Origin of the sequence: Actinomyces polynesiensis (genome assembly GCF_000820725.1) — a bacterium.
GTDB classification, from domain to species: domain Bacteria; phylum Actinomycetota; class Actinomycetes; order Actinomycetales; family Actinomycetaceae; genus Pauljensenia; species Pauljensenia polynesiensis.
The window spans coordinates 1-7,835 of the sequence record NZ_CCXH01000129.1 but is presented as its reverse complement, the minus strand read 5'-3'; the positions used below and the strand labels follow the sequence as shown (position 1 = coordinate 7,835).

Below are 7,835 nucleotides of genomic sequence, written 5' to 3'. Positions count from 1 at the left end.
ACCGCTCTCCCCACAGTGCGGCGTCGACCTCCATCGGACTGGCGATCGCCGCGGACCCGGATGCCGGGTACACCCTGCGTGACCAGCTCTCCCGCGGCGTCGGTGTGTTCCGCGAACGTGAGTCCGGGTCCCGCGTCTCCTTCGACACGCTCCTCTCCCCCGAGCTGCGCGTCTCGACCAGTGTGGCGGTGACGGTCACGCGGACCTATCGAGCCGCCCACAACGTCGGGTGGTTCCGCTTCGTCGAGTACACGACCACCGACGATGAGGGCGTCCCCCGTGGTGAGGTCCTCCCCTACGGCGAGATCGTCTTCCCCTTCGATCCCCTGCTCCAGGGGCTCGGGGACACGGTGGCGCTGTCGGATGTCGAGGTGCGACGCACGGAGGACGGCCCGATGGTCGAGGAATGCTACACGGTGGACCCGCACGGGATCGTGGAGGTGTCCATCACCGATCGCGGAACGGGCTACTCGGTGACCCGGTCCCTGGGGGACCGCAGGATCTGAGGACGGCCACCCACGGGGTCAGCGGACCTCGAACCGGTCGAACCCCTCGACGGGTGCCTCCTCGACGTCGATGCCCGAGACGCTCGCCCACCTGGTCCCCGAACGCATCCACCCGAGCATGGACTCGACCCGGTGGTCGGGGCCCTCGAGGTGCGCGGTGACGTCACCGTCGGACTCGTTGCGGACCCAACCCGTGACGCCGAGCTCGTCGGCCCGGCGCACGGTGCCGAAACGGTACCCCACGCCCTGGACCTCGCCGTGGACACGCACGTCCACGGCCCTGGTTGCCTGCAGCTCGGACATGTGTGTCTCCCCTCCGTCGCGGGTGGCCGGCTGTCGACCAGCCTATGCCGTGAAGTCGGTGCCGGCAGGGACCGGTGGTGGGGAGGCTCCCGCTGGGACGTCACGACGGGGAGGTGGTGCCCTGCGGTGAGGGGTGTCCGAACGGACGGGGCGGCGGGCGCCGGTCCGGTCGGTGCAGGGAGAGGGGCGGGTCGCCCACCGGGCCCCGCAGGCGGGCAGGAGGCTCGCGCGGGCGCAGGGCAGTCGCGGTCAGGAGCCGGGGACCGGCAGGCTCAGGAGGCGCTGCGCCGCCGACGGCGGCGCTCCGCGAGTTCGTCGACCAGTTCGGTCTGCGCATGTTCCACCGGCAGTTCGGCGAGGGAACCCTCGACCTCACGCCAGACCCGGCCCACGGCGATGCCGAATACACCCTGGCCACCCTGGAGGAGGTCGATGACCTCATCGGTGGAGGTGCACTCGTAGACCGAGGCACCGTCGCTCATCAGCGTGAGCGAGGCGAGGTCGTCGATACCACGGTCCTGGAGCTGGGCGACCGCAGTGCGGACCTGCTGGAGGGAGACACCGGCGTCGAGCAGCTTCTTGACCACCTTGAGGACGAGGATGTCCCGGAAGGAGTACAGGCGCTGTGAACCCGAGCCGCGGGCTGCGCGGATCGAGGGCTGCAGCAGGCCCGTCCGGGCCCAGTAGTCGAGCTGCCGGTAGGTGATGCCCGCGGCGCTGCACGCCACCGGGCCGCGGTAACCGCTCTCGTCCTCGTCGATGCCCTCGAGGGGGTCGCCGAAGAGCATGCCCTGCCGTGGTTCGACGGCGGCATCCACAGGTCGGGCGCTCACAGCTGCTCCTTCGACGAGGCCGGGACTTCCTTGACTGCCCCCACGCTAGGCAGTGCGGGAGGCAGGGTCAACGACACGCGCGGCGCGCCTCAATCTCGACCTCAACGTGAGGGTTGGTGCGAGGTGCCGTTGAGCCGCGCGAGTGAGACCCGCAACATCTCGCGGTGCAGGTCGGCGACGAGCTCCCCGAGCTCGGTGGACCGGGTGGTCGCCCGTTCCAGGTCCCCGGCCCTCTGGCGGGACCGCTGGGAGGAGACGGTCTGGTCGATGATGTCGGCGTTGCGCTCGGCCCCCGTGCGCACCGGCCTCAGGATCCGGGCGTCCAGACCCTCGTGCTCGAGGGTGAGCAGGAGGCGGACCACCTGGACGCAGCGTGAGGGGAAGTAGCCACCGAGGTCGGGCGTGATGAGGCCGAAACGCACGTAGCGCTCGAGCGTCGCGAGGTCCGTACCGGTGAGGTCGGCGAGGTCCCGAGCGGGCAGGGAGGGACGGTTCGGGGGCACGACGACGTGGCCCTCCGAGGTGACGACGCGCGCCGTGGGGGCGACCTCCACGTCGTGGCCCGCGTCGAGGGCGCGCAGCTGGTCCCCGATGACCTTCAACGGCGCGTAGGAGTCACGCTGCTGGACGAGGACGAAGCGGATCCGCTCGACGTCCGAGCGGGAGTACTTCCGGTACCCGGACCCGCTGCGGTGGGGGGAGACGAGGTGCTGCTCCTCGAGGAAACGGATCTTGGACACCGTGATGGCGGGGAACTCCCCCACCAGGGCCTCCACCACCTGCCCGATCGACATGACCGGGTCACGGGGGACCCCTCTGGGCCAGGGTTCGGGTGCGGCGTCTGCGGACTCGGCGCGGACGGCGGAGCTCATGCCGTGCGCGGGGAGGGGTGGTAGGTCAGGCGGTACTTGCCGATCTGCACCTCGTCGCCGGCGTGCAGCTCCGCCTGGTCGACGCGCTCACGGTTGACATAGGTGCCGTTGAGGGAGCCCGAGTCGCGGACGAGGAACCCGCCCTCGTGGGCGATGAACTGGCAGTGCCGACGCGAGACGGTGACGTCGTCGAGGAAGATGTCCGACTTCGGGGACCGCCCGGCATTGGTGACCTCCGGGTCGAGGAGGAAGCGCGCCCCCGAGTTCGGACCGCGCTGGACGATCAACAGTGCGGACCCCGCCGGAAGCGCATCCACGGCGTCCCGGTCGCGCGCGGACAGTGGCATCGGGACCGACGCGTCGACCTCGTCAGGGACGGGCACCCCCAGGATCGATGTCGCCGTGGGGTCGATGTCCTTCTGAGGTTCCATTCGTCCCTCCCCTGGGTGTCGAGATGTGCGGAAGTGTCGAGACGTCACCAGTGTAGTGACTCCTGACGGCGTGGGTGCCACGAAGCAGGTGCGGAGGTCACTGGGGCTGGGCGTACTGCGGGCTGGTGGGGGTGACCACGGCGTCGATGACGACGTCCTCCTTCGTGTCCACCGTGACCTGCGCACCGTAGAGGCGCATCTGGGACGCGGCCCCTCCGGCGATCTCCAGTGCGGGCCCGATCGTCGCGGGGTCGCCGATGACCTGCCACGTGTAGGGCGAGGAGATCGGGGTCCCGTCCACGACCACCCCGGGGTCGAGGCTGAACCAGGACCGCGTGGTCAGGCGGACCCCGTTCACGGAGATGGCCTCGGCCCCCGCGTTGCGCAGCTCCCCCAGGGTGAGGACGAACTGCTCCGCACCGAGCTTCGAGAGGGGGTCGCTGACGGTGATGACCACGCCCTGGCCGTGGACTGCGACGGTGCCCGCGTTGATCTGGGACTGGACCCGGGCATCGGCGGCCGCCTTCTCGGCGGCCTGGCGCTGGGAGGCGGAGTCCTCGAGTTCGGAGAGCTGGGAGTTGAGGTCGTTGCGTTCGGAACGCAGGGTGTCCGCGCGCGTGGTGAGTTCGTCGAGCAGGAGGACGAGGTCCTGGTCCCCCATCGTCTCCAACGGGTCCGCCTGCTGGGCACGGACCTGGGTGACCAGTGCCGCTCCGAGCATGAAGCAGATGACGAGGAGCAGCGCGTGCAGGGGCCGGGGGACCGCGAAGATGGCCTTGCGGGCACGCCGGGGCAGGGACGACTCGTCCCGGCCGTGCGTCGTGCCGGTGCCGGGGTCAGTGCTGCTGCCGGTGCCGGCACCGTCGCCGACGGAACCGGGTCCGGGGGCGTCCCTCCCGGGGGTGGGGGTCTGTCCGTCCACGGTGCTCACGCCTTGAAGATCAGGCGCCGGATCGACGCGGTGTTGGAGAAGATGCGGATGCCGAGCACGACGACCACGGCGGTCGTCATGGCGGACCCCACGCCGAGCTGTGCCCCCAGGAACACCAGGAGGCAGGCGACCACGACGTTCCAGAAGAACGACATGATGAACACCCGGTCGGAGAAGACACCCTCCAGCCACGCCCTGGCCGCGCCGAAGAGGGCGTCGAGACCGGCGACGACCGCCACGGGGAGGAACGGCTGGAGCCAACCGGGCACGGTCGGGTCCACGAGGAATCCGAGGACCATGCCGGCGACGAGTCCGAGGACTGCGATCACATCAGCCTCCTGTGTTGTTCTGGTCGGTGGGGACGGCGAAGGTCGTGGTCACGGGGTCGAGGCGGTCGAGGCCCAGGGACTTGGACTGGGACGTCGACACGCGGATCCCCGACACCGACGTCAGGGTGGAGAGGTAGTCACCTGTCGAGCCTCTCACGAGTGCGAGGGACAGCGCATCGGGATCCCCGATGGCATCGATGGTGTAGGGGGACTGGATCGCCGACACGTTGACCAGGATGGTGGACCCGGCCGTGCGCACGAAGGTCCCCGGGCCGATCCGTCGCCCGTTCACAGCGATGGCCTCCGCCCCCGAGGACCACAGGGCGTTGAGCACCACACGGATGTCCTGGTCGCGCACGAGCCCGTTCCCGGTGCGTGAGTCCAACGCGGAGTCCTGTGCGTCCTGCAGGGTCACGGTGACCCCCGGTCCCTGGACGGCCGACCCCGCCGTCAGCAGGTCCAGTCCCGGGTCGTCCGTCGCGCCGGACTGGCCGGAGGTGCCGGAGAGGGTCCGGATCTGCTGGGTGAGGGTGGTGACCTCCCCCTGGAGTCGGGTGACGGTCGCCTGCTGTTCCTGGGCCTGCTTGACCAGGGTCGCGCCGACGGTGTCGGGGGCGGGGGCCCGGAGGGTGCGCACTGCGAGCGTGCAGCCGAGTCCCAGTGCGACCGCGAGCACGGCGACGAGGAGTCGTAGCCACGGGGAGTTCCGTGCGCTCTCCTCGCGTTCGTAGGCGTGGTAGCCGGCGTCCAGGGGGTTGTTCAGCAGCTGGGTGAGCAGGGACATCGAGGCAGCCGGGTCGTGACCCGGACGGGTGGTGCCGTCGGGGCCCGGGTCGGGTCGGTCGCTGCTCACCACGCCCCCTGGACGCGCAGGGCGCGGTCGATGTCGTCGAGGTGCTCGATGAGGAGCCGCCGCAGGGCCGAGGGGGCGTGCGGGTTGTCCTCCAACCAGGTCACGGCGAGGCCGTGGGGCAGCGTGGAGTGTGCCGGACTGTCGAGGTCCACGTGGGTGGGGAAGGCGCCGTTGACGAATCGGATCCCCATGCCGATGGAGTGGGAGTCCCAGAAACGCAGGACCTCCCGGAAGAAGGCCTCGTCCAGTTCCGTGCCCTGCCAGGAGGAGTGGGACAGTCCCCACAGCGTGGCGGAGAGCATCTCGTTGGACAGCTCACCGGAGAGGACCCTCTCCCATGCCGCCGCGCGGGTCTCCCCGTCCGGCAGGGCCGCCACCGATCGGGCGTGCCACACCCGGGCCTCCCCGGTGGGTGAGGCACCGAGCCAGGCATCGAGGTCCTCCCGGGTGACGTCACCGGTGGAGGCCAGGGCCGTGCGTGCGGACCACGAGAGCTCCGGTCCGACCTCGAGTCCCGGTACCTGCCCCGTCCGGTCCGCGAGCCGTGCCAGGAACCCGGTCCGCTCCCCCTCCCCTGCGGGCACGCCGGTCGAGGTGAGCGTGAGGTACCGGGCCCAGGCCCGGGCACGGTCCGCGCCCAACGAGCCCTCCTCCAGGAGTGACCGTGCGCGGGCCACCGCGGACGCGACGAGGGCGGCGCGCCCGGATCCGCGCGTGTAGGTGGAGGTGGCCGCCCCCGCCATGGCGAGGAGACGCTCGGCGACGGCGTCGGAGCCCTCGGTCGGGGCCTGCGCGAGGACGGACCCGACCAGGTCGGCGGGGCGCAGGAACCCGTCACGCGCCGCGTTCCACAGACTCGCCCAGACCACTGCGCGTGTCAGGGACGTCGGGACAGGTCCCGATCGCCGCGAGGGCGGTCGCCGCGGAACGGTCGTCCAGGCGGGTGACCGCGTAGGTGAGGTCCTCGTCGTTGACGACCACGAGGTCGAGGTCCCCGAGCGCACCGTGACGGGCGAGGAGACCCTCGGGGTCCACGGACGTGTGGGCGGTCTCGGTGCGGACGGGGAAGCGGTGGGTGCGCACCAGGGACCCGTCGCGCAGCGCCCAGGTGCTCACCACCAGGCTGTGCGGTCGCAGCACCTCCGAGCCCCCGGGCGCGGGGGTCTGCGCGAGGTCGAACCGGGTCACCGCCCCGCCCTCGTCGGCCTGCAGGCGCGCCTCGAGGACGGAGGGTCCGGTGGTGTGCAGCCAGAGCCGCTCCCAGGTGGACAGGTCCAGCCCGGAGGCGGCCTCCAGCGCCGCCAGGAGGTCCGAGAGGGTGGCCGAGGAGAAGGCGTGGTCGCGGAAGTAGGCGCGGGCCCCCGCGAAGAAGGCCTCCTCCCCCACCCAGGCGACGAGCTGCTTGAGGACGGCCGCCCCCTTGGCGTAGGTGATGCCGTCGAAGTTGTTCTTCGCCGCGTCCAGGTCGGGCACGTCCGCGGCGATCGGATGGGTCGTGGGGTACTGGTCCTGTTCGTAGGCCCAGGCCTTGCGGCCCACGGCGAACGCGGCCCACTCCCCCGTGTAGGGCGTCGACGTGGCGGCCGCGAGGGTCCCCTGGTGGTCGGCGAAGGACTCCTTGAGCCAGAGGTCACCCCACCACGCGGGGGTGACGAGGTCCCCGAACCACATGTGGCACATCTCGTGGAGGATCGTGTTGGCACGTCCCTGGCGTTGCGCGAAGGTCGGCGTGTCGCGGGAGAGGTAGTGCTCGTTGAAGGTCACGCAGCCCGGGTTCTCCATGGCGCCGAGGTTGTACTCGGGCACGAACACCTGGTCGTAGGTGGCCCACGGGTAGGTGGTCCCGTAGTGGCGGTGGTAGAAGTCCAGGCCCGCCCGGGTGACGTCGAGGACGTCGTCGGAGTCCATGTGGGGCGCCAGCGCACGGCGGCACATGAGGCGCAGTGGCACCTCCACCAGGCGTCCGTCGGAGCCCGGGCCGGTCGCCCCACCCCGCCAGGTCCCACCGTCCACCACGGCCCACTCCCCCGCCACCACCGCGGTGATGTAGCTGGACAGGGGCGGGGTGGGCGCGAAGTGGTGGGTGCACACCTCCGGCCCGTCCCCCGGCGTGCCCTCCGCTCCCGGCGCCTCCGGGACGGGGAGTTCCCCGCCGTTGGAGGCGACCACCCAGTCCCGGGGAGCGGTGACGTGGAAGGTCCACCGCGCCTTGAGGTCGGGTTGGTCGAAGCAGGGCCAGGCCCGCCGTGCGTCGGCCGGCTCGAACTGCGTGTAGAGGTAGGTGCGTCCGTCCTCGGGATCGACGTATCGGTGGAGGCCCTCCCCCGTGTGCGAGTAGTCGCAGTGGGCCCGGACCTCCACCTCGAGGGGACGTCCGACGGGCAGGTCCCTCAGCCAGAGGCGCGCCCCGTCGTGCTCGGGCTCCCGGGGTGAGCCGTCGACGCGGACCCCGTCCACACGGCCGACGAGGTCGACGAAGGTGTCCGGCCGGGACACGGTGAGGCGGAGGAGGCCCGTCACCGGGAAGCTGGGGCAGTCCGGGTCATCGGCTGCGGAGAGGTCCAGGTGGACGTCGACGGTGTCCAGGTCCACGACCGCCGAGCGCCGGGCGGCGTCCGCACGGGTGAGGGAGTACATGCCCCGATTCTATGGGCATCCGGCGCCGGTGCCCGCCCGACCTCCCCGGGGACATCCCGGTACGACCCGGGAGGTCGGGCCCTGCGGCACCCGGGCCCCGGCTACAGTGGCCGCCATGACCTCGGTATCCGACATCCGTC

At 71.4% G+C, this 7,835-nt stretch carries 9 protein-coding genes and 1 pseudogene; 1 reads left to right on the top strand and 9 read right to left on the bottom strand.

What is annotated here, in order from left to right:
• A pseudogene (locus TA90_RS15035) lies at positions 1-506 on the top strand (Hsp70 family protein); the annotation flags it as partial.
• Between the two features lie 18 nt (positions 507-524).
• On the opposite strand, the gene TA90_RS06085 reads toward TA90_RS15035, so the two are convergent.
• From TA90_RS06085 to pepN, 9 genes are all read right to left on the bottom strand, one after another.
• Complete coding sequence (locus TA90_RS06085) at positions 525-809, bottom strand: acylphosphatase (RefSeq protein ID WP_043535128.1); 285 nt, start codon at positions 807-809, stop codon at positions 525-527.
• A gap of 272 nt (positions 810-1,081) precedes the next feature.
• Positions 1,082-1,597, bottom strand: coding sequence for a MerR family transcriptional regulator (locus tag TA90_RS06080; RefSeq protein WP_043535134.1), 516 nt, complete (start codon positions 1,595-1,597; stop codon positions 1,082-1,084).
• Positions 1,598-1,743: 146 nt separating this feature from the next.
• Entirely contained in the window at positions 1,744-2,514 is a 771-nt protein-coding gene (gene ftsR / locus TA90_RS06075) for a transcriptional regulator FtsR (RefSeq protein WP_043535126.1), read from the bottom strand.
• Positions 2,511-2,945, bottom strand: coding sequence for an FHA domain-containing protein (locus TA90_RS06070; protein WP_043535124.1), 435 nt, complete (start codon positions 2,943-2,945; stop codon positions 2,511-2,513). The genes ftsR and TA90_RS06070 overlap by 4 nt, the downstream gene beginning before the upstream one ends.
• Positions 2,946-3,042: 97 nt before the next feature.
• Positions 3,043-3,876 carry a DUF881 domain-containing protein gene (locus tag TA90_RS06065; RefSeq protein ID WP_074015322.1) on the bottom strand — a complete coding sequence of 278 codons (834 nt, stop codon included), beginning with the start codon at positions 3,874-3,876 and terminating at the stop codon, positions 3,043-3,045.
• Positions 3,873-4,205, bottom strand: a complete 333-nt coding sequence (locus TA90_RS06060) for a small basic family protein (RefSeq protein WP_043535123.1) — start codon at positions 4,203-4,205, stop codon at positions 3,873-3,875. Before TA90_RS06060 ends, TA90_RS06065 begins: the two co-directional genes overlap by 4 nt.
• 1 nt (position 4,206) lies before the next feature.
• Positions 4,207-5,058, bottom strand: coding sequence for a DUF881 domain-containing protein (locus tag TA90_RS06055; RefSeq protein ID WP_147513403.1), 852 nt, complete (start codon positions 5,056-5,058; stop codon positions 4,207-4,209).
• Positions 5,055-5,927, bottom strand: coding sequence for an ERAP1-like C-terminal domain-containing protein (locus TA90_RS15860; protein WP_331394262.1), 873 nt, complete (start codon positions 5,925-5,927; stop codon positions 5,055-5,057). Before TA90_RS15860 ends, TA90_RS06055 begins: the two co-directional genes overlap by 4 nt.
• On the bottom strand, positions 5,893-7,695 hold the full coding sequence (pepN, locus tag TA90_RS06050) for an aminopeptidase N (RefSeq protein WP_331394261.1): 1,803 nt from the start codon (positions 7,693-7,695) through the stop codon (positions 5,893-5,895). Before pepN ends, TA90_RS15860 begins: the two co-directional genes overlap by 35 nt.
• Positions 7,696-7,835: the final 140 nt, after the last annotated feature.